This is a genomic window from Pseudobutyrivibrio ruminis HUN009 (genome assembly GCF_000703005.1).
Lineage (GTDB): Bacteria > Bacillota > Clostridia > Lachnospirales > Lachnospiraceae > Pseudobutyrivibrio > Pseudobutyrivibrio ruminis_A.
Map to the genome: position 1 here is coordinate 1 of NZ_JNLH01000002.1, position 21,950 is coordinate 21,950.

At 33.3% G+C, this 21,950-nt stretch carries 28 protein-coding genes; 24 read left to right on the top strand and 4 right to left on the bottom strand.

What is annotated here, in order from left to right; translation table 11 throughout:
- The 12 genes from BO15_RS0112295 to BO15_RS0112350 form a co-directional block, all read left to right on the top strand.
- Window positions 1-488 (top strand): hypothetical protein (locus BO15_RS0112295; RefSeq protein WP_033154895.1); only part of this gene is annotated, 488 nt, incomplete at its 5' end.
- The gene (locus BO15_RS0112300) at window positions 470-1,732 is read left to right on the top strand and encodes a DNA methyltransferase (protein ID WP_033154896.1); all 1,263 of its coding nucleotides are present in this window, start codon (window positions 470-472) and stop codon (window positions 1,730-1,732) included. The genes BO15_RS0112295 and BO15_RS0112300, both read left to right, overlap by 19 nt.
- An 11-nt stretch (window positions 1,733-1,743) precedes the next feature.
- Window positions 1,744-2,493, top strand: a complete 750-nt coding sequence (locus BO15_RS0112305) for a hypothetical protein (RefSeq protein WP_033154897.1) — start codon at window positions 1,744-1,746, stop codon at window positions 2,491-2,493.
- An 11-nt stretch (window positions 2,494-2,504) separates the two neighbouring features.
- Window positions 2,505-3,539 (top strand): McrB family protein, encoded by a 1,035-nt coding sequence (locus BO15_RS0112310; RefSeq protein ID WP_052169953.1) that lies wholly within the window; start codon window positions 2,505-2,507, stop codon window positions 3,537-3,539.
- A gap of 4 nt (window positions 3,540-3,543) precedes the next feature.
- Window positions 3,544-4,947: an McrC family protein gene (locus BO15_RS0112315; RefSeq protein WP_033154898.1), complete on the top strand. Its 1,404-nt coding sequence runs from the start codon at window positions 3,544-3,546 to the stop codon at window positions 4,945-4,947.
- The gene (locus BO15_RS0112320) at window positions 4,923-6,674 is read left to right on the top strand and encodes an AlwI family type II restriction endonuclease (protein WP_033154899.1); all 1,752 of its coding nucleotides are present in this window, start codon (window positions 4,923-4,925) and stop codon (window positions 6,672-6,674) included. The genes BO15_RS0112315 and BO15_RS0112320 overlap by 25 nt, the downstream gene beginning before the upstream one ends.
- Before the next feature lie 323 nt (window positions 6,675-6,997).
- Entirely contained in the window at window positions 6,998-7,690 is a 693-nt protein-coding gene (locus BO15_RS0112325; RefSeq protein ID WP_033154900.1) for a hypothetical protein, read from the top strand.
- Window positions 7,687-8,406, top strand: coding sequence for a hypothetical protein (locus BO15_RS13360; RefSeq protein ID WP_052169954.1), 720 nt, complete (start codon window positions 7,687-7,689; stop codon window positions 8,404-8,406). Before BO15_RS0112325 ends, BO15_RS13360 begins: the two co-directional genes overlap by 4 nt.
- Window positions 8,407-8,502: 96 nt before the next feature.
- Window positions 8,503-8,943 carry a GNAT family N-acetyltransferase gene (locus tag BO15_RS0112335; RefSeq protein ID WP_033154901.1) on the top strand — a complete coding sequence of 147 codons (441 nt, stop codon included), beginning with the start codon at window positions 8,503-8,505 and terminating at the stop codon, window positions 8,941-8,943.
- Window positions 8,944-8,952: 9 nt separating this feature from the next.
- A complete protein-coding gene (locus BO15_RS0112340) occupies window positions 8,953-9,168 on the top strand; it encodes a hypothetical protein (protein WP_033154902.1) in 216 nt (71 codons plus the stop codon).
- A gap of 14 nt (window positions 9,169-9,182) precedes the next feature.
- Complete coding sequence (locus tag BO15_RS0112345; protein WP_033154903.1) at window positions 9,183-9,551, top strand: zinc ribbon domain-containing protein; 369 nt, start codon at window positions 9,183-9,185, stop codon at window positions 9,549-9,551.
- A 1-nt stretch (window position 9,552) separates the two neighbouring features.
- Window positions 9,553-10,038, top strand: a complete 486-nt coding sequence (locus BO15_RS0112350) for a GNAT family N-acetyltransferase (protein ID WP_033154904.1) — start codon at window positions 9,553-9,555, stop codon at window positions 10,036-10,038.
- A 127-nt stretch (window positions 10,039-10,165) separates the two neighbouring features.
- Here the strand turns inward: BO15_RS0112350 and BO15_RS13365 are convergent, their stop codons facing one another.
- Window positions 10,166-10,975, bottom strand: a complete 810-nt coding sequence (locus BO15_RS13365; protein ID WP_052169955.1) for a PIN domain-containing protein — start codon at window positions 10,973-10,975, stop codon at window positions 10,166-10,168.
- Between the two features lie 208 nt (window positions 10,976-11,183).
- Here BO15_RS13365 and BO15_RS0112360 point away from each other — a divergent pair, with 208 nt between their 5' ends.
- The 12 genes from BO15_RS0112360 to BO15_RS0112415 all read left to right on the top strand — a co-directional run bounded on the left by BO15_RS0112360 (window position 11,184) and on the right by BO15_RS0112415 (window position 19,908).
- Window positions 11,184-11,486 carry a Dabb family protein gene (locus BO15_RS0112360; RefSeq protein WP_052169956.1) on the top strand — a complete coding sequence of 101 codons (303 nt, stop codon included), beginning with the start codon at window positions 11,184-11,186 and terminating at the stop codon, window positions 11,484-11,486.
- 26 nt (window positions 11,487-11,512) lie between these two features.
- Entirely contained in the window at window positions 11,513-11,725 is a 213-nt protein-coding gene (locus BO15_RS0112365; protein WP_033154905.1) for a hypothetical protein, read from the top strand.
- Window positions 11,726-11,732: 7 nt separating this feature from the next.
- Window positions 11,733-12,128, top strand: coding sequence for a DUF4186 domain-containing protein (locus BO15_RS0112370; RefSeq protein WP_033154906.1), 396 nt, complete (start codon window positions 11,733-11,735; stop codon window positions 12,126-12,128).
- Entirely contained in the window at window positions 12,097-12,372 is a 276-nt protein-coding gene (locus tag BO15_RS0112375; protein WP_052169957.1) for an HNH endonuclease, read from the top strand. The genes BO15_RS0112370 and BO15_RS0112375 overlap by 32 nt, the downstream gene beginning before the upstream one ends.
- Window positions 12,373-12,636: 264 nt before the next feature.
- Window positions 12,637-13,482 (top strand): hypothetical protein, encoded by an 846-nt coding sequence (locus BO15_RS0112380; protein WP_033154907.1) that lies wholly within the window; start codon window positions 12,637-12,639, stop codon window positions 13,480-13,482.
- Window positions 13,483-13,493: 11 nt separating this feature from the next.
- Window positions 13,494-14,015, top strand: coding sequence for a cold-shock protein (locus tag BO15_RS0112385; RefSeq protein ID WP_033154908.1), 522 nt, complete (start codon window positions 13,494-13,496; stop codon window positions 14,013-14,015).
- A 37-nt stretch (window positions 14,016-14,052) separates the two neighbouring features.
- Window positions 14,053-15,360, top strand: coding sequence for an HNH endonuclease (locus tag BO15_RS13370; RefSeq protein ID WP_052169958.1), 1,308 nt, complete (start codon window positions 14,053-14,055; stop codon window positions 15,358-15,360).
- 99 nt (window positions 15,361-15,459) lie between these two features.
- A complete protein-coding gene (locus tag BO15_RS0112395; protein WP_033154909.1) occupies window positions 15,460-16,650 on the top strand; it encodes an ATP-binding protein in 1,191 nt (396 codons plus the stop codon).
- 70 nt (window positions 16,651-16,720) lie between these two features.
- Window positions 16,721-17,332: a hypothetical protein gene (locus BO15_RS0112400; RefSeq protein WP_033154910.1), complete on the top strand. Its 612-nt coding sequence runs from the start codon at window positions 16,721-16,723 to the stop codon at window positions 17,330-17,332.
- 65 nt (window positions 17,333-17,397) lie between these two features.
- Entirely contained in the window at window positions 17,398-17,958 is a 561-nt protein-coding gene (locus BO15_RS0112405) for a flavodoxin family protein (RefSeq protein ID WP_033154911.1), read from the top strand.
- Window positions 17,951-18,475: a VanZ family protein gene (locus BO15_RS13920; protein WP_033154912.1), complete on the top strand. Its 525-nt coding sequence runs from the start codon at window positions 17,951-17,953 to the stop codon at window positions 18,473-18,475. Before BO15_RS0112405 ends, BO15_RS13920 begins: the two co-directional genes overlap by 8 nt.
- 401 nt (window positions 18,476-18,876) lie before the next feature.
- Window positions 18,877-19,908 carry a tyrosine-type recombinase/integrase gene (locus tag BO15_RS0112415; protein WP_081828725.1) on the top strand — a complete coding sequence of 344 codons (1,032 nt, stop codon included), beginning with the start codon at window positions 18,877-18,879 and terminating at the stop codon, window positions 19,906-19,908.
- A gap of 50 nt (window positions 19,909-19,958) precedes the next feature.
- Here BO15_RS0112415 and BO15_RS0112420 read toward each other — a convergent pair whose 3' ends face one another.
- The 3 genes from BO15_RS0112420 to BO15_RS0112430 are packed head-to-tail and all read right to left on the bottom strand — an operon-like array spanning window position 19,959 to window position 21,949.
- Window positions 19,959-20,969 carry a hypothetical protein gene (locus BO15_RS0112420; RefSeq protein ID WP_033154914.1) on the bottom strand — a complete coding sequence of 337 codons (1,011 nt, stop codon included), beginning with the start codon at window positions 20,967-20,969 and terminating at the stop codon, window positions 19,959-19,961.
- Window positions 20,970-20,984: 15 nt separating this feature from the next.
- Window positions 20,985-21,275, bottom strand: coding sequence for a hypothetical protein (locus BO15_RS0112425; protein WP_033154915.1), 291 nt, complete (start codon window positions 21,273-21,275; stop codon window positions 20,985-20,987).
- Complete coding sequence (locus BO15_RS0112430; RefSeq protein ID WP_033154916.1) at window positions 21,272-21,949, bottom strand: DUF6782 family putative metallopeptidase; 678 nt, start codon at window positions 21,947-21,949, stop codon at window positions 21,272-21,274. Before BO15_RS0112430 ends, BO15_RS0112425 begins: the two co-directional genes overlap by 4 nt.
- Between the last annotated feature and the right edge of the window lies 1 nt (window position 21,950).

Consider the following 21,950-nt stretch of genomic DNA (forward strand, 5'->3'; position numbering starts at 1 on the left):
ATACAGAGATATATAAATTGGAATTGTGGTTTGGTGATTTTGTTGAAAGTTACGATGATCTAAAATTATTAAGACAAAAATCATTAAAATCACATTTAAACTTTAAATACAAAGATAATTTTGAGTCAAAAAAGAATTTAGACTTGTTAGATAATGTGATGGAAAGAGTTCAAAAAACTGAATTATGGGATAAGAGAATACCCAAAATGCTGAACGGTTATTTCGAAGATATGTTTAATATTATCGATAATTGTTATAACACTCTAAAATCTGGAGGTTTTTGTGCAATCGTGGTTGGTAATTCAGCATATGGTGGGGAGATTATTCCCACAGACTTGATATTGGCAGAATACGCCAAATCGATTGGTTTCAAAGTAGATAAAATTGAGGTTGATAGATATATCATTACTAGCTCTCAACAATACGAGAAAACAAAGAAAAACGGAAAATACTTAAGGGAGAGTGTTGTATGTCTAATAAAAAAATAACTGTAAAAGAATTACCTATAGATGTGATTGACGATTCGATATATGTGATTGATCAGCAAAATCCAAACTCATATACCCATAATTTTTTTAAATATCCTTGCAAATTTATACCTGAAATTCCTCGGTGGGCTATAAAGAGTTACATCACAAATCCAGATACTTCTAAAATATTGGATCCTTTTGCAGGAAGTGGAACAACTTTACTAGAGTCATCATTAGCTGGAGTTCCAGCTATGGGAACAGAAATAGATGAGGTTGCCAAACTTATTATTAAAGTAAAAACTAGTAAGCTGTCGAATGAGCAAATTGCAATCGCACGAAGTGAAACAACTAGAATAATAGACGTATTGGAAAATCACGCATATAAACAGGATGAAGTGGTGAAACCGAAGATAAATAATCTCGAACATTGGTTTAGAGAAGATATTTTAAATGATCTTGGATATGTTTGTTTTTCAATTAATAAACTTAATGATGAGAATGTTAGGGATTTTCTTTTGATATGTATGGCAAGTATAGTAAAAAAAGTTTCGAATGCAGATGATATTTCACCTAAACCATATGTTTCGAATAAAATTATAAAAAATCCACCCGAAGTTAATAAGATGTTCTCTGATACTGTAGACAAATATCTTGAATGCATGGAAGAATTAGGAAGAGAAATACTTGCACCGGTAGAGGTGAGCGGTTCTGCTACAAATATTCTTGCTGATGATAATACATTTGATTTAGCGATTACCTCTCCACCTTACATCAACGCATTTGATTATGTTAGAACATTAAGACTGGAAAACCTTTGGTTGAATACAGCGTCTGAAGATGAGTTGAGAGAGAAGAAAAAAAAATATTTTGGAACAGAGAGTTTTCGAGTAAAAGAGGAAATTAAAAATCTTGACATTCTAAGTGATTCGAAATTGCTTGCGGAATACTATGAGAAAATTTTTCCACTTGATGAAAGACGTGCATTAGTGGTAAAAAAGTTTTTTGAAGACATGAAAACAAACTTGGTTGAAGTTTATCGAACATTAAAACCAGGTGCACGATATGTAATTGTAATAGGAAATAGTACAATTAGAAAAGTAAATATTGAAAGCTGGAAGGTGTTAAAAGATATAGCAATTGGAGTTGGTTATGAATATTGTACGCACATTAGTTACGAGATACAGAACCATTACATTCGAATTCCTAGGGGAAATCAAGGTGGGAAAATAGCAATAGATCATATATTGGTTTTAAAAAAATAAGGAGGAGTGACATGTATCTACGTGGATGGAAGTATGAAGGAAGAAAAATAGCAGACAAACTTCACGAGCAAATATTAGGGATTGTTGAAATTTTAAATGATCCACAAAAGGTAGGCGACAAAACTTGGCCAGCCTTGCAGAAATACATATCTGATGAGTTAGGAATTGCAACTGGGCAGGTGCGTACCATTAAACGAATGATGGAGGAATTTGATATTGTAAAAAAGGGTTCTTTAAATGCAAATGAAGTTCCCACTGCAGAAAGTATTTATACTGAAAATGGAAAAACACTATTAGAATTAATTGCTACTGAAAAATTAATGAGAGAGAATCCTACCAAAGATAATGTCGAGCTCATGCAAGAAATAAGGTCTATTTATCAGTTGTACTATCAAAAAGTACTTTTGGCATATTCCTATAACGATGAAGGTCAGATTTTACACCCACTTAAAGCAACATTGAAAATGATAAATAGATATAGATACTTAAACTATTGGGAATGGTACTTATTAAATACCATTGTGCATAACGATGATAATGAACAAGAAGAGCAAGAATTTGATCGATTTTTAAACGATTACAGAACTGGGAATATCCGCTTTAAAGATTCTGATATTATTGAAAATCAACTATCACACTCATATGTTTTAGGAAATTTCGAATATGCGGGGTTGATTTGCATAGATGGAAAAAAAACAGATTTAAAAGCTACTATTAATGAAAAATCAAGAGATATAGTTAACGAAATCCTAAAAGGATAGAAAGGCTTTTCATGAGTAATAATGTTTCAGTAAAAATAGATTCAGAAATTGATTCCCGCCTAAAAAGAATTATGCAACAACGAAATATTCATAATGAGACTACAGATAAGGCAGATGACAATACCAAAATCGAAAAAGAAGAGCTTTTTATAAAAAGAAATCCTCGAAAAAATAAAATACATCCAATAAATCAAATAATATATGGAGCCCCTGGAACAGGGAAAACATATTCAACAGTCGAGTATGCAGTTGCAATTATAGAAAATCGTCAAATAAATAATAATCCACTGACTCCAGATGAGCGAAAAGAACTTATAGAAAAATATGAATTCTATATGAATCGTGGTCAAATTACTTTTACAACATTTCATCAAAGCTATGGTTATGAGGAATTTATTCAGGGAATTAGACCTATTCCTGCTGGCGATACGATAAATTTTGGTGTTGTAGACGGCGTTTTCAAAAAAATATCAGATGTTGCCATTGGCGATATGAATAATAATTACGTAATTATTATTGATGAAATAAATCGAGGCAATATATCAAAAATATTCGGAGAACTTATTACGCTTATTGAAGAGGATAAGAGATGGGGGGAACTTAACCAAATGTCGGTTACTCTTCCAATGGGGCAAAACTTTGCGGTTCCCAACAATCTATATATAATAGGAACAATGAACTCTGCTGATAAGTCAATCTCGCTAATTGATGCTGCTTTACGAAGAAGATTTGAATTTGTTGAGATGGCACCTAATCCAGCCTTTGTAAGTGATGAAAAACTAAGAAATGTATTAAAATCACTAAATGAATATCTTCGAAAAGAACAAAGGAGTACAGATTTACTCATAGGACACTCTTATTTCATAGGGAAGACGATAATTGAAATAGAGCCTATCATGAATAGGTGTGTTATACCATTATTGTACGAATATTTCTATGATGACGAGTCTAAAATAAAAAAAGCACTCGAGTGTATTAAAGGAACTGGATATGAGATTGATGATTCTTCAGCTGGAAGAATAAAGGTAAAAAAAGAGGAAGGTTGAGTAAATGGTAAATGGATTTGAATATACAAAAATAAAATCCAAAAAATTACCAAGTACATGGCAGAAAGAAGGTGTACTAGGTGAACTAGAGCACTTTCTTCAAGAAAACTGGGAACAGCGCTCAATCTTTTATTCGGATTATCAAATCACAAGTAGACAACAGTTTATTGATTTTGATAGAAAAGATGGCATTAAGTTACAAAACTATGTCGGGACGATAATTTTTAAAGGTGAGCAATTAAATATTTTCCCTAAAATATTTAAAGAAGATGAGGACGATTATGATACAGATGATCTTGAACTTAATGATTTAATAGGTAACTTAGTATATTGGCTCGAATATTGTGACCGATTGAATTTTCCTTTTGTGTCTATGAAGGGGCAATTGGACAATTCGGAAAATTTGATGGAGTTATTTATTACAATATATGTGAATTATGTTAGGACTGCAATAGATAAACAGAGGTATTTTCAATATGAAAATACAACTGAAACAGGTTCTTTTGTGAAAGGAAAAATTAACTTTATAGATTATGCGACAAAAAAATATCCTTCTGGGAATCGTGGAGCGTTAGAATATACATATTCAAATTTTGTATTTGATAATTTGATGAATAGGATAATTAAATGTACTTGTATTTTTTTGCTTAATATATCTAATCAAACAGCCAATAAAAACACAATACGTAATATACTAATAAAACTTGGTGAGGTTGAAACTGTAAATTGTTCGCCATATGACTGCGATAAAATACACCTTAGCGCTATGAATTCAAACTACAGAATAATTCTTAGTATGAGTAAAATGTTTTTATTGAATAAAGTCAATTCATATAATATTGGAAATACAGATGCTTTTTGTTTTCTTTTCCCAGCTGAAATACTATTTGAAGGTTTTATCGGAGGATTTATTCGAGACACATTTAGTGATATAGCAAAGGTAAAAACACAAGCAAGTGATCAGTATCTCGCAGATCTTTTGGTCGATGGAGAAGTAATCGGTAATGCGTTTTTGTTAAAAGAAGATATTTTGGTTGAAGTTGGGGAAAAAACATTCGTTTTAGATACCAAGTATAAAGAAATTGATCGTTTTCACAAAGTTAAAGATAATAAAAAGTTAAAGATTAGTGATAATGATATGAAACAAATGGCGATTTATGCAGCTAAAAGGAACGCAGAGAAACTTTTCCTCATATACCCCCTACACAAAAATGAAGACCTAGAAGAAGTAAAGGTAAGTTATAACATTCATTTGCAGGAACAAGGACTTCTGGAAACAATACCTCTTGAAATTATTAAAGTACCATTTGCATATAGTGAAAGCAAAGAAAAAACACGTTTATTACTAAAACAAATACTATTAAACGCTATGGAGGGACAAAAATGGGCAGAACAACCGGCGAACTAGATAATTGGATAGTACCAAAGAGATGCAACGTATATCAGACGTTGGCTTTCATAGCAGTATTAGACAAGTACCCAGCATGTTTAAATTTTTCAACATCAAACCAATCGACAGTTGCAACAAAAATGAGGGTAGACTTTGGTGCATCAAAATCTTCAACAATGCAGCCACAAGCGGCTAGAACAACAAAAGCTCTTGCTCAATACATGGGGTTTATAACAGAAAACAACAATAGACTTGAAATAACAGAAATTGGTTATGCTTTTCTAAATAATCATCGTGCTGATTTAATCAATAAAGGATATACCCTCAAGAAACCTAATCCTGTTGTTCCTTTGATAGAAAATGCTGATGAATGGAAATCACAGATGATAAAACTTCAGTTGACTAATCCAAGTCAACCAAAATGTGAAAATGTTTCGATTTATCCATTTAGATACATACTTAAACTATTAAATAAGTTGCAATATATTGATGTAGAAGAGATGGCTTTATTCGTTCTGACATCTAAAAGTGACAAGAATTTTTCTAAGACAGTAAATATGATTACTAATTTTCGCACAAAAAAATATGTATTAAGAAATAAACAAGTTGAAAAATTTAAGTCAACAAAGTTTGGCAATATAGCACTCGAGAAGGCTCCTTCAGCAGCCTATTTTATGGCTCTTTGTGAAGCTACTGGCTTAATTGAAAGAAAACGAACATGTATTCCCAATCCAGGAGCAACCAGTAAAAAAACAGCTATTTATATAAAATCGGGCAAGCAAACTGAAGTGAATGGTATTTTGACAACGTATGGCAGTTTAAAGCCATTAGTTTTTAATCACGATGAACGAAAGACATGGGATTATTATTTCTGCCAAGACGGAATTAATTATCCTATTGAGATTGAAATTAGAAATCAAACCTCCGCAAATCTAATTGTTAAAATTGAGAATACGACAAAATGTGATGCAAATAATCAAGAATTCTCTATTTCTAGCCATAAAAAAGGTGCAATTTATGCATTTCCGTCGGACAACTATATAGCACATATTTATGACATGACAGATGTTAACCCTGCTTCTAGTATCCCATTTACCAGTAGTACAGCCTCAATTAATATAACTTCAAAGATGCTTTCAAAGGGAGCAATACTTTCTAAAAAAGAAATTATTTCTGAAATTAAAGATTTGACAAATAATTCAGGATTAACAACAAAAATACAAAAGCAACTAGATATGTATACTCTACTAACAGGAAAAACTATCTCAGATATAAGAATGTATCGAGGAGCATACTTAGAGTACTATTATAGTCTTTTATTTGAACATTTAAAAAAGAAAAAGATAATAGATGATTATCAAGCAAGTTTAACATTAATCAAGCCATATAACCTACCACACCCTGCTGCGTCTAAACCAGATTTTGTTTTAACGCTCGGAAAAACTAAAGTTGTTCTAGAAGTGACGTTGATGAAACCGACAGCAACAAAAGTTTCCAAGAATATGAAAATGGAAATTGAAGGCGCGGTGAATCACATGCAAAAACAAAAAATTGAAGATTTGTCCAAAGGAATGGAATCAAAAGGAATTTTTGCACCAGGTGCTGTTAACAAAGTGGTAACAGATGAATTAAAAAAATGGGCAACTGCATATAAGGTTACAGAGTATAAAACAATAAATCTTAATGATTTGATTAATTTATTTGAAGAAGAAAATAGAGTCAAACTTGAAAATTTCTTAAAATAGCAGATTAAGTAATATAAAATTAAAGTACAGCACTAGATACTAACATTTCATTACAATAATAATTATAAAAACAACCATTGAAATTTTGTTTTTTGCCATAGTATAAGCTAATATCAAAACGGGATAGACGTTCCTATACATGGTGCTACATCTATCCAATATTTCTAAAACCAAGCTCCAGGGCTTTACACTTCTCCCTGGGGCTATTTTTCTATCATCCAGTCGTAAAAACTGATAAAATTACAATAAACGATGACTTGAAAGTGAGCCACTCTTATTTTTAATTTTGTTGATTCTCCCTGTAAAGGGAAAGAGGTGTATTTATGGGATTTTATCTTTCAGAAGATGAAGCTAAGATTAGTAGAACAATAACAAATATTACAAACGAGTTACCTGATACAGTTGCAGACTTTGTTAATTATATGGAGTTCGAGAACCATAAGAAACTAAGCTATGTTTATGAATGTGTACGCAATATAAGACTTTTCTATCAGGTATTAGCAGATGAATTAGGTATTGAAAATATTAAAGAAATAGGACTAGTTTATATGTCGAACTTAAGGTCTGAACTATTAGACAAATATGTGTCTTCACCTAGTACGCCCAAAAGAATGATTGCACCACCAGTAAGTCCTAATTCAACGACACGATCTAGTAGAAAAATTAGCCTTTGGTTCTATTATGATTATTTGGTTTTTAAGCGTTTAGTAGAAAAGAATCCAGTTTATGACTGGAAAAAAATGAATAAACCAAAGAAGCCAAAGAAGATTTCTTCACCAGACAAAGTCAAATTTACTGGTGACGCAAAGACAAAAACAACTATAGATGGTAAATACAGCATAATAAAAGAACGTAATTCAAATAGAGAAGAGAGTATGTTTGTATATCATATAAGAGATGAAGAAAAAGGTTCTTATTTTACAGATGAAAATGGTGAGATTCTTTCTATCATCCCTTATATGGAAGCAAGAGAATTTGTAAAGAATCTCTATAGTAGGAACACTAAAAATAAATGAGAACATTTAAATACAAAGACTATGACATAACGGTTCATACTGAACCTAAATATAATCCAAATTCTATGGATAATCTACCATATGATAAGGTTATTCCTATAGAGGTACCATTTGATGATTTTAACACTTGCTTTTCGCTAAATATAGAAAAGGATGGTGAATCCACTTCAGTTCTTATCATTGCCCCTCACTATATTAGTGTAGAATCATGTGTTCTTCCTCATGAAAAAGGCCTGTTTATGCTTCTTGATAATTTCGTATGTTTATTTGATGTAGAAGCCATGGAAATTGTTAAGAAAGTTGATTTAGAACCATACGGAACCACCGAGAGACCATATATCTATGGAGAAGATTACATTATTCATGGCGAAATGAATATTTACAGAGTTTCAAAGAATCTTGAAATCAAATGGCAATATTCAGGTAGAGATATTTGGGAAAGATATCATGGTCCTGAGCCAGCTTTTGAAATGAAAAAAGATAGGATATGTCTATATGACTTCATGGATAACTACTATGAACTAGATTACGATGGAAACTTGTTATTTGAAAAAGAAAACCCATATCAAGTAAATCCCTATATTGGAAAGGAAGCAAACAATGAACAAAAAAGACCAGATGACAGTAAAAAACTTCGTGAGTACAGGAATGGAACTAGAAACCCTCTACGCTTGCTTTCCAGATTTTTCAAGGGAAGAAATAGCAGAAATCTATAATAATTATAAAGATAATCAATCATCAGGAAATACCTCACCTATAAACATAAGTGTCAATTGTTCGTAGTACAATTACATTAAAGATAGAGCAGACGCATGAAATTACTAGTTAAACACTTCAACGAACTCACAACAACTGAATTATATGAAATTCTAAAAACTAGAGCTGAAATCTTTGTCGTAGAGCAAGACTGTCCGTATCAAGACCTAGACGATAAAGATCAAGATGCAATTCATATCTTCTGTTGGAATGATAATAATCGAGTGGCAGCTTGCTTCAGAGTCTTTTGGAAAGATGAAAATGAAGGCGTCGCTCAAATTGGAAGAGTAGTGACATTACAGCATGGTACTGGACTTGGCGGTAAATTACTTCATGCTGGAGTAGAACTTGCTATAAATAAGTTCAAAGCAAAGAAGATATATCTTGAAGCCCAGGAATATGCTAAAGGCTATTATGCTAGAGAGGGTTTTGAGGTTGTTTCAGAGCCATTCCTAGAGGATGGAATCCCTCACGTAAAGATGGAAAAGATTATCTAGAGGTATACTATGTTTTTCAAGAAAAAGATTGAAAAGAAAGCATATGATAAAACCACAAAGAAACCTATTATTAAAGCTAGCATATGCACAGGTGAGCAGGTGGCTGGATTTAGGGATATTGCCACAGGCGCCTTTGAGGAAATAATGCTTATTAAAAGCCAAGATGATTTGACTGAGTTTAAAGCAATGTATGACATCACAGAAGAAATAGAAAAGATTTACTAAAGGAAGAATGATTTATGTTTTTTATTATGGGAATAACTGATGGCCGCAAAGACTTTGACTATAGTCAGACCGTCATATGCGATAATTGTGGAAAATATGGAAGATATCAGGTTTTTATGCTCTATACAGTTCTATCTCTTTTCTTTATCCCAACTTTTAAATGGAATAAAAGATATTTTGTTCAGATGAGCTGCTGTGGCAGTATATACGAACTTAATCCTGAAATAGGTAAGCGAATAGCTTCAGGAGAAGACCTACAAATCAAGCCTCAAGATCTCACTAAAGTAGGCAATGGTAGAGGCTTCTTCAAACACTGCAATAACTGTGGTTATGAGACATCAGAAGACTTTGATTTTTGCCCTAAGTGTGGAATGAGGTTTTAAAATGCATTACAGATTACTCGAACCAAATGATAACTCGATACTAGCTGAAATAATCAGAGATAATCTTAAAAGTCATAACCTGGATATTCCTGGGACAGTATACTTTGACAATAACCTAAATCATCTCAGTGATTTTTATCTGGCATCTCCCCAAAGAGCATACTTTATTGTGCTTGATGATGATAACAACATTATTGGTGGAATAGGATTGGCAGAACTTGATTTTATGGATGATACGGCCGAGCTACAAAAGCTTTATCTAACCGACGCTGCTAAAGGCCAGGGATTATCTTATAAACTTATAGAATTAGTAGAAGAAACTGCTATAAATAAAGGCTATAAGCGGATGTATCTTGAGACTCATACAAATTTAAAGACTGCGATTCATGTATATGAAAAATGTGGATATAAGCTAATTGAACGGCCTAAAGAAGTCGTTCATAGCTCAATGAATAGATTCTATCTAAAAGAATTATCTAAAGAGTAGAATTCATTTACTTTTCACATACTTTCCACTACACAAACGCAATGGAAGACTAATATAACATCATCGCAAGAGCGATAGAAACTTTTTCATATATCACCCCAAAAGGCTGCCGATAAGGCAGCCCATTTTATTTCTTAGCATTTTCGAAGATCTTTGATGTAGCCTTATAAACTACACTAGTCTTATCATTACCAAGTGATTTTTGAAGTTTATTATTGTAAGCAGATGCATTCTCGCAAGATGCAAATGCATCATACACTTTCTTATAGTCTGGAGCACTTAACTCAGCACCTTTAAGTGCAGCTCTGATTTCAGCTTTTTGCTTATCAGTAACAGTAGGTCGAGTAGTAGTTCTAGGCTTCTTTGGCTGAGGTTTTGTTACTACCTTTTGTCTTACGGTTCTTGTGGTCGTTCTTCCAGAATTACCAGCCCGTCTTGTGTAAGTTCTTCTAGGTCTAGTCTTTGGCTGCTCTTCAGATATTTCTTCAACCACTTTTTCTTTTATTACAATGGATTCCTGACGCTTTATTGAGTATCCCTTTTCAGTCCAAAAATCCACCACGGCATCAAATCCAGAATCTCTACTGATAACGAATATTGCATCATAAGAATTCTGTCCCAACTTATATCCAAGATATGTTGTTAGTTGGAAATCCAAATAATTCTTTGCCGTCTTTTCGGCTTTTACATGCTCTATGTTTGCCGAAGAGCTAGTTATAGCTATAAGCGATTCATAGGCCACAGATTTTACCTTTGAACCATAAAATATTACAACAATATCATTACCAGATAATTGATCAACACCAACCAGACCAGCATCTGAAACATTCTCATAATCAACAAGATATAATCTCTTATTGACTTTTGATTCAACAGTGGTAGTGCTTATATCTGATGCCTTATTTTCATTTTTAACATCCTTATTAAATAATCCCATATTAACCTCACGTATTTCTATAGTTAACAGACCTATTGTATCATAGGTTTGTGTAAATTTTTTTTGTATAATCTCATCGCTATACCAATTTTTTTAATCCACATCTGTTATAGGTAATATTTGTAGGCTGGTATACAAGGTGGAACAAAACCCACGTAAGTGATAAACTAATAGCCATTAGAGATAGAAATTGGAGAGAATTATTTAAATGATAAAACAAGTAGTTATCTGGAAGTTACAGGACAAGTGCTTTGGCCCAAACTTAGGGGCTATTAAGGCAAACATTAAGACAAAGCTTGAAGAATTGAATGGTAATATTCCAGGACTTGAGAGTATAGTAGTTTGCACGGATTGCCTCAGCTCATCAAATGGAGATGTCACTGTAGAAGCATTATTTGAGAGCGAAGATGCATTTAAAAATTATCAAAAACATGAGCTCCGTCTTGCAGCCACAAAGGATGCTATTGTACCTTTCGTGGATACAACAACTCATGTAGAGTTTGAACTATAAAATCATTTTCAAAAGGGGGTTTTGAAATGGATGTTAAGGATATTATTACTAAGGTAGCAGGCAACAAGGATCTTTTAGACAAGCTTAAATCTGCAGATGTTAATCAGGCCAAAGACCTATTAAACAAGGCCGGTGTTAAGGTTGACGAGGCAGATGTTAAGAAGGTTAAAGATGCTTTAGCCGACGGAAAAATTGATATGAAAGATATCAAGGATATTGCAGGAGGCCTTTTTAAATAAAAATTATATGACAAGAGAAGAATGGTTTGCTCAGCTGTTTACACGGCTGGGCAATTCTAAATTTAGGACAAGTTTTAAATTAAAGCAAAAAGATATAGACTATATACATGAGAAAGGGCTAGATACTATAAGAGCTCACGCTGCAGATTTCATTGCTAAAAGAGAAGCTCCTGCTGTTATCCCTAATGATGGCAAGCAAACTCCTACAAAGGGCCATCCTGTATTCGTTGCTCAGCATGCTACAGCTACCTGCTGTAGAAAGTGCATTAGGAAATGGCATAAAATCCAGCCTGGCAAAGAACTAAGCCAAATTCAACAGGACTATCTAGTAGATGTAATCATGACTTGGATTGAAAAGGAGCTTGAACGCTATGGGGAGACGAAAGAAGAAAAAGAATCTTAAATCTGAAGTTTGGAGCAAATCCAATGGCCTATGTGCTAAATGTGGTAAAGCAGTTTCTACTGATAAGCAGACTATAGATCATTTCATTCCTAAATATCATGGTGGAACTGATGATTTTAGAAATCTTATCCCACTCTGCAAGGCCTGTAACAGAGCCAAAGGCTCTAGACTTATGACAGTAAAAGAGTGCTGCAAATATTTAGACAAAGAATTTATTGATGATCTTAGTAAATATTCAAAATAATGGGAGGTTATATGGAAACCTGGTTTTACGTAGTGGAGAGTATTGAGGGCGATTATGCCAATTTAAAGAGAACTGATATTGACTCAAATGAATATATAATAAATTGTTTGTTGATAGTATAAGGCAGAGGCATAAAAAGCCTCTGTTCTTTATTTTATAATAAGAATTGGTAAAAGATGGTAAGACATGGATGGTCTTTATTTGTTTGGTATGTTTGGTAAAATACAATCATAAGCTATAGCTAACAGAAAAGAGGTAACATTCATGGCAAAGAAAGAATATCAAATTAACAACACAACATATACATTTTCTAAAGAAAAGTTCCAGAATATCGCTCAGCATAGTATGAATGAAAAGCGAAAAGCTGGCAACAAATGTAAGACTATTGATTTTTATTCTGATTTAGCAGAAGGAATCGGTGTGTCTTCAGAAACAGTAAGAAAATGGTATACATTGGGTTCTAGTACTTCTCCTGTAGATTTAGCTATGGTTAATGCAATAGCTGATTATTTTCATTTGGATGATGTTACCAAACTCTTAGAAAAGAAAAAGGAGATTTTAAATATGGGAACAGCTATTGAAATGAATACAGATAGAGAACTAGTAAAAAATACTTTTACTGCCCTTATCGATTTTGTTGATTGGATGGTAAATGATATTGAAGTTGAAGATGGTGGAATGACAATATCGTGTCATTTCGATGAGAGGTTTAATAAATTACTGGAAATTCATACATTAATTGATAAAGCTGCTTTAGATGCAAAAGAAGAGACCGTAAAAAAATTACACGATATTGTTCTGGCTTATACTGAAAATGTAATGACATCCAATGTTTCATCAAAATGGGATTTGTTCTGTAGCGATCATTATTATGATGCTAGAAGCATACTGGATAATGGAATAAATTATGAATCAGCTTCAGAAGAAGAACGTAAAGATGATTATGGTTTAGATGATTATATTAAAAGTATTTATCCATTTATATACGATGATGATGAAGATTATTTAGAGATACCTTTTACATATCAGTTCTTTTATAAGAGAGAATTTGCTATTAGTTTGACTAATATTTTTAGGAATGATTTTCCTGAGTATTTTCTTTATGAGTAAGGAGACCAGCTATGAACAGCGCTGAGAATTATAAATACGGAAGAATAGTAGATAACAACCATATGAAAGGTTTTGGGTTTCTCGTTTCTGATGATGGAGAAGAATTGTTCTTTTCTTCCTATTCAGAAAATGTTAGATATAGGCATTCGCCATTTAGAGTTGGTTCAATAGTGTCTTTTGAAATTGGATCTTATAATGGCAAAAGAGTAGCTGTTAACGTTAAATTAATAGAACGTTATCCGGAAGGAAAAGAGATATTGCTGCCTAATGGTGAATCAGTGCGCTTAAAAAGACTTCGTAAATTTGGAATTTCATATGGTAAACACAATATGGATTCATTAGGTTTATCTGAAGATGAACTCAGGGAACATGGCTATTCATTAAAAGATCTGGATTATTTGTATTTTAATACAACACAAGGAGAATATCGTTTTTTCAATAAAGATAGTAAGCTAGTTGGTGATGGTAATTATGACATTTATACTATCTATAATGATTTGAAAGATAAGTATTATAAGTTGAATAAGGCATAGGCTGTTTTGGGTCTTATTTTATAGGAAAGGGATTACTATGAGAATTGATGAAATAATAAGTAAGTCAAATTTATATACGACACAAATGCCAGCTGGAGCTGTAACTGAAAAGGTTTTAGATGCTTCAAAACATCAGTGCTTTAAAGGGCATGATGGGGTATTAAATGATTGTTTTAATGCAAATATTAAAAAGTATGGTCATCAAAATGGGCTATGGGAATTTGATGAATATTCAAACTGGGGGGTTTGGTTTCCAAAATTCTTGGTTAATAAGGATGGACAGCCAGTACATGCTGAGAGAGGAAGTTGGATAAATACAATAAGCTCAGATAAAACATTTATTACCGAGCAAAAAGAACCATCAGCAGGAGAGAGTGATTATTTATCAGAGGATGGTTTTTCACAGGATTTTATCCGTCTAGTATTTGGTTATTTTAAAGAAGAAGATAGCTATGTGTTTCTTGGAGCATATGTTGGTAATAATGGATTATCGAGAGAATACCAACATGTTTTTACTAGGATAGCATCAAAAGTAGAAATCAATAAATTTGCTGATTCAGTCTATGAAATTAAACTACTCGATGAAGATCGTTCTGATTTAGAAGTAAGTAGTTTTATTGTTCCTGATAATGCAAAACGTGGAGTAATTGGAGACTGGCTTATAAAAAATGATAATTTTGCTATTGCAAAACTAAGTCCTGAAATAAATGACAATCTATACTTATCAATACCAAAAGAAATAGGGTGGTTCTTTGGTGCAGACGAAGAGGATGTATCTGGCATTTATCTCTTCCTTGGAAATAAGCATTTTTATACGAGTATTTCTTTTGAAAATGATGAATATAGACTTTTATTAAATCCTTCGCATTTAAACCTTTTATCTAATGGTGAAGATTTAGATGATACTTCACTTTTGAGTTTTGAAAGAAAAGGTACTGATAAGTTCTCTATTGAATTATTAGCAAGTAACAAACCTATTTCAAAAGCTGAAAAACAGGGTAAAGATATTAATGCTTTAAAAGAAAGTGCTGAAAAACATTCCTCAGAGACACCAGTTACCAAGGAAACTTTAAGTAAGCAGACTTACAGAAATGGTAGTATTGCAGATTATGCAAAAGCTAAAGCAGATGGTATTTGTCAATTATGTGGGAATCCAGCTCCGTTTAATGATGCTAACGGAAAACCATATCTAGAATCTCATCACATTATTTGGCTCTCGCAAGGTGGTGCAGACTCGATTGAAAACACAGTTGCATTATGTCCTAATTGTCATAGAAAAATGCATATACTTAATAATCAAGAAGACGTTAAGTTATTACTCGATAAAGCAAAAACTCACACGTGAATCTATTTTCAAAAAAGAAAAATATTGTAAGTTTTGAAAGTGGGTGATACAATGTTTTCAAAAGTGAAAAGAGATTGAAGTTTTGAAAGTGGAATTTATATGAAGATTATTGAAAGAAAAAATTATTTGAATAGACTCATTCGATTAAAGGATACTCCTGATATAAAGATAATAACAGGATTGAGACGTTCTGGAAAGTCTGAGTTGGTGCGAGCATATATGGAACTGATACGCACAAACGAAGATACAAATATAATATACGTTGATTTTGCAGATTTAAAATTCGATGATTTAAAAACATATAAGGAACTCTATAATTTTTGCGAAGGACAATACATTGATGGTAAAACAAATGTCATTGTTGTAGATGAAGTTCAAATGTGTGAAAAATTTGAGCTTGCTATCAATAGTTTATATAACAGCCGAAAATATGATATCTATATTACAGGTTCCAATGCATTTTTGCTAAGCTCAGATTTATCGACGTTATTTACGGGGAGATTTATAGAAATTCCTGTTTATCCATTTAGTTTTGCTGAATATTGTGAGTACTATGGATATGATTCTAATACAGCAAATGTATTGGATTCATATGTTATGAGTGGTGGTTTATCTGGGGCATATGTGTACAGCGAAAAAGAGGATCAGGCATCATATATAAAGGATGTTTACACTACAATTATAAAACGTGATCTTGTAGACAAGTATGGTATTAAGGAAGAGGCGCTTTTGGATTCTTTAACAGATTATATGATGGATAATATTTCCAATCTGACATCTGCAAGTAAGATTAGTAATGTTTTTAAGCAAAATAAGGTTGAGACGAATCATATAACAATAGGAAATTATATGAAGTATCTCTGCAGTGCATTTATGTTCTATAAAGTAAAACGATACGACATTCGTGGAAAAAAGTATTTAGAAACGTCAGATAAATACTATCTTAGCGATTTAGGATTTAGATATGCATTGCTTGGAACAAGAAATATGGATTATGGACGAGCATATGAAAATATAGTTGCATTAGAATTACTCAGGAGGGGTTACGAGATTTATGTTGGCAAGTTGTATCAGAAGGAGATAGATTTTGTAGCTATGAAACAAAATGAGAAGCTGTATATCCAAGTATCAGATAATATTTCTGATTCAGATACATTGGAAAGAGAGCTGTCTCCACTAAGAGCGATAAAAGATGCATATCCTAAGATTTTGATAGCGAATACAAAGCATGATGACTATGACATAGAAGGAATAAAAGTACTAGATTTAACTAATTGGTTAATGAGATAAATCGACGTTTGTATGGACAGTTGTCTTTTTTAACTTCGATGGGACATTTTTAGGAATGGTATGTCTGAATATGTTATTATTCAAAGAAAACGATGAGCAAAAATTAAAAAGAATCTCAAAAAACGCCGGTAATGTTGTGCAAATGTTCAACGCCTATTTCAAAACACCTAAGGGAATAGACGCTACTATGGAGCTTGTATTTGCGGCAGCAATGGCCGGACACGCCTGTCATCGCTCGGTTATTGCACAACATGGAAAAATTGCTGAAGTGACGACTAAAGATGGTAGAAAATTTTATTTTGGAGACGATCTTAACAAATACCTTTTGGAAAATAAATTTAGCGTTGTGTCATTTTGTACGGCTGTGACAGATTATCCAAAGGATAAAGTGATAGAAATTGTTACGTCTTTTGCGAATCACTTTACTGATGAAAACTATACTGTGTGTGGAAATAATCCCAAGTCTTTATACGAGCAAGTTGAGTCATGTTGGGAAAGCATATATAATAATATGACTGCAAAATATTGCAAAGATTCTTCAGAATGGCCTATTCTTTTTGGGGTAGTTTTGCAGAATATTTTGATGATGTCTTTAAAGGCGGGAGCTCCAAAAGATGAAGCAACAAGAATTGCTATTGAATGCGCAGTGGCTGTGTCAAAAATGGATAAAGAATCCTTTTGATTTGATGTTCCCTGTGGACGAGGGTAGTGGTCCCATTAAACAAATCGAATATATAGGGAGGAGCAATGAACGCACTTGTTATCAATTGTAGTCCTGTTCGGACAGGCGCAACTGCAGAAATAGTTCGGCTAGTATCGGACCAGTTATCTGTAAAGTACAGTGTAAAAAGTATTTGTATCGATGACTATGCGTTTGCTTTTTGCAGAGGCTGTCGTTCGTGTCACGATACGGCAAAGTGTGTCATGAATGATGCGGCAGTCATTGAAGACATCATGCATGAGTATGATGATGCGGATGTGATTGTCTCTGTGTCACCGTCTTATTGGGCGGATGTACCGGGGCAGTTCAAGGCATTTATTGATCGATGCACGCCATGGTGTAATACCCATGAACCGCATGCAACAATTAAGTCTGGAAAGAAGGGCTATGCGATAGCGCTAAGAACCGGACCAAACATGCCGGAATGCGAGAGAATCATTAGCAGTATTGAACACTTCTATGGGCATCTGGAGATAGAGTGCGTTGGTCATTTGGGACTCACATCCATCGAATACAAAGAGGATGTAGATCCAAGGAAACAGGAGATTGTCGATTTTTGTAGCAAGATAGTAGGAAATAATGATTGAGATTACGTACTTACAACTCTTTTTACTAATAACGATTATATGGATTATCACTCGTTTAGTTGTAGCTGCTAAAACAAAAGCATTTTCGATTAAACGAGAACTCCAACTGTTATTGGTTTACGTTTGCATCGTTGTTATATTTCGATTTGTGTATTTTGGATTTCATCTTGAGAATGGAAAGATACCAACGTTAAAGATAGGCTTTGGAGATGATATCCATGATATGATCAGTATCATTCCATTCTACTTCCTTGTAGATCGATATGATGGCTGGAAGATGAATGTCATCGGTAATATCACGATGTTCATACCGGTTGGAATCGTGTGGCCGATTTGTTTTAAGCAACTCGATACGATTCGAAAAACTATATTCGCTGGTGCGGGCTTTACACTGTTCATCGAGTTGACTCAACTTGTTTGCATTGGACGACATACTGATATCGATGACTTAATTTTGAACACAATCGGTGTAGTACTTGGCGCGTGTATTGTGTTCTTGATTCGGAGGCACAAATGAAAGAAGTGTTGAGAGAATTTGACTAGTAAATTGGGCTTTGTTGGATAGTTTAGCTACATTAGGAGGGACATCAATGGAACAGAAAATAATATTGGAAACAGACCGTTTGTTTCTTAGGGAAATGAATAAGGATGATTTTGATGCATTATATAAGGAGCTAGTTTAGCTCCTTTATTTATGCATATTATTTCCAGAACTAAATGTAACAGTAATGTATGTTTTGCTTTTACCTCTATAATGTTGCATTAACTTCAAGAAATTTGCATTTACATTAAAAATTTATGAAAAATTTACGTTTATTGTATATTTTGTATATATTTTCGTGCTTGTTTGTACTTCTCGGAAAAAGAGATATTTAACCGATAGATATATATTCATCTTCCTCGTCAATTCCTCTACTCATGAGTAACGAATATCGCAACGAACAAGACATTAGAAATAACACAAAGATAAATGAGCTCTTAAATGGAATGCCGGAGTTCTTAGAGGATTTTCATACCCACTTGGATTCAAGAAATCGTTCTACAAACACAATCCTCGGGTATATGTATGAGATAAATGTATTCCTAAGATTCATGGCAGTAGCTCTAAAAAAAGAAAATGTCAAAGATATCCAGGTTACTGATTTGGATAAAATCAGAATGACCCAGATTGAAAAATACATTGCTGAATCTGAGGATGGGATCAAGCTTAGTGAAACTGCACGCCGCAGAAAGCTTTCTGTGCTTAAGACCATGTATAAGTATTACCTGGCTATTGGTGCAATCAAAAATAATCCAACACTTCTTGTGGAAGGACCAAAACTTCATGAAAGAGACGTGGTAAAGCTCAGCGATTCAGAGGTTTCTGCCTTATTAAATTGTATACAAAATCAGGATAAAATTTCAGAACATGCCAAGGCTTACAATAAACGCATGGTTGATAGAGATATGGCCATCATCATGGTGTTGCTTGGCACTGGTATGCGTGTTTCAGAGCTTGTTGGACTTAATCTTTCAGATATTGATACTACCGAAGAGCACAAAGTATATTTCAGTATTATCAGAAAAGGTGGAGATTATGATAAGGTACGTGTAATCACTCCTGTATATAATGCCGTGGCTGATTACATAGAGTTTTCCCGCCCACTACTACTCTCTTCGACTAATGAGAATGCCCTGTTTATTTCAACCCAGGGCAAAAGAATATCCGTAAATGCGGTACAAAAAATGCTTAAGAAATATTGTAAGGCTGCCGGCCTTTCTGATAAATACTCTCCTCACAAGATGAGAGCTACTTTTGCTACCAAAGTCTACGCAGAAACAAAGGACATCTATGCAATCAAAGATGCCCTTCATCATAGCAATATTGATACTTCCAAGCATTATATTTCAGACAAGGAAGCTAGAATTGATGCCGCAGCGGAGGCGGCTAGTACATTCTTTAACCTTTAGATAATGTACTAATCTAATAAGTTAATATATAAAATAATCTCTATATGTTACTATCTCATTTGGTGTATATAATAATCTTCGCAGCTTGAATAAATATTTTCCATATAAGAAATAGATTTTTTTATTTTTTTTATATCTTTCTTTAACATAGAATCATCTATATTCATTTCGCAATAGTTTTTTAATTCAGAAATCTTCTCTTGGTATAATCCTAGTATCTTACTAGCTGCTTTCTTATCATAATCAACACCCATATAGATACAGATAAAAGCAGTATAAAATTTTACACTGTCATGAAGTATAAATTGTGGAGAGGAAATAAGAGCTTTGCCGAGCTTATCTCCTGCTGTAAATCCTAGTATACTACCTCCTCCTACAATAACAGCTGTGCCTCCAGCCATACCAGCACCACCTGTTGCTAATGCTCCACCACCTAATAATGCTAAGCAAGCATTAGTTAATGCCGCACCATACAAACCTGCAAAATGAGATCCAACTAAAGCTACGGCAATTGGCCCAGCAAAAGAAAAGCATAGCGCGCCCACTACAGTAGCAAGGGCAATTGCCGGCAATAATTTACCAACTAATCTTTTTTCACCCGCTATCTCTTTTATTGCATAAGAATATGTATCTGTAATACTATCGATATATGACTCATTTATTATGCTTTCAGCGGCTACAAATTTTTTAAGAATATCTAGATGATTTTTAAATCTAAGTGATTTATATTTCTTGATATTCTCATCTATTGGTGAATAAGCACTAAATAATGTAGCTTCCAGCAATACGAGATAATACCATGTCAGTCGATTGTTGTTTTCTTTTTCAAATTTTACTTGTTCATGAATATCATAGAGACCATATAGTGATACTATAGAATTATCTAGGGAATTCAAATAAGCTATTATTCCTTTTTCCCACTCATTTAGCCATTCTCTTTTTAGTTTTTTTTGATTTTGTCCTGAATCATTTATATCAACTTCAACAAGATACTTATCAATAGAAAACAGTATTTTCGTTTGATTTACTGATAATCCAAATAAATCTAAGTCAATACTCATATGTATATCTCCATTTTATAGTATAACGCAGCCATCATTAATTAATTTCTTTGCATTTAAAGGATTATTTCTCAAATCTATGAGCATCATAAAAGCCCCCTCACCTGCAACATTGGGAGAAATTTTAGCAATTTTCGATGCGGTATATCCTTCAACTATTACCTGATCAATATATTTTTTAGTTGATATCCATTCTTCAAATTCTTTGCATATATCAGGATGCTTTTCTAATCTTTTCATTTTCTGCTCAATGAGAAATGGCTTTACATGTGCTTTTTCATAATATTCTTTTACTATTTCACTCATGTCATCATCGCCCCTTCCCTATTAAATAAATTAGAAAATGCTCTAGCCTCTGCTTCGACGAACTGGCAAGCATAATCTGTATATAAAATACACTCCCCATCATCGTTAAACATCGGTGATATGTAATTAGCTAGATTTATTCTATATAGAAAATCCTCATAATTCTGTGGTGATTCAGCCCGTAGGTGCTGATATGCATGTCTTAGTTCATGCGCAGTAGTCTTTACCAACTGCTGCGGATCATCCAACAGACATTCATTTAAACCAAGAACATTAAAACTGTCATAATAAACACCTCTGTTTCCAGGATCATCCTCATAGTATAGAACTTCCGGGATATCCTCCAGGCCTAACTTTTCTGATATAGTATCAACCAGTTCATTTACAAGGTTAATTTTCTCATCTGTAGTAAACTCATTCCAAGTATCAAGTTCAAAATTATCAAGAAGCTCATTCATATCGGTAATATCAAAATCATCGAACGTGAACTCATCTTCATAATAATCAAGAATATCTATTATTGATATGTCTTTGGGTTCATAAAACATTTCATCCCAAAAAGTCTTAGCGTCTTCTACAGATATTCCAGAATCAAACCTAGGAATTTCTTTGTTAAGTACATCACTTTTATTCAGTTCTGATGTATTACTGCTTATCTCACCGAATTTAAACATA